The following is a 232-nucleotide window of genomic DNA, read 5'->3' as shown; positions in this document are numbered from 1 at the left end:
CCTCAACTATACTCAAGACTAGCAGTATCAACGGCAGTTCTACAGTTAAGCTGTAGGCTTTCACCACTGACTTACTATCAAATTTAAAAACTTTTATTCAAACTCACAAATATTTCAAATATTTTTTTTAAAAAAAATGTGGGGAGAGCAGGATTCGAACCTGCGAAGTCTCACGACAACGGAGTTACAGTCCGTCCCATTTGGCCACTCTGGTATCTCCCCAACAATTTTT

Annotated in this window: 1 tRNA gene; it reads right to left on the bottom strand. The window is 38.4% G+C overall.

What is annotated here, in order from left to right:
- Positions 1–139: 139 nt before the first annotated feature.
- Positions 140–222, bottom strand: a tRNA-Tyr gene (locus F1003_RS16505).
- Positions 223–232 lie beyond the last annotated feature (10 nt).

This window comes from Winogradskyella ouciana (genome assembly GCF_009709615.1).
GTDB classification, from domain to species: Bacteria; Bacteroidota; Bacteroidia; order Flavobacteriales; family Flavobacteriaceae; genus Winogradskyella; species Winogradskyella ouciana.
Note: the sequence above shows the minus strand (reverse complement) of the source record. Positions and strands in the feature narration are given on the sequence as shown.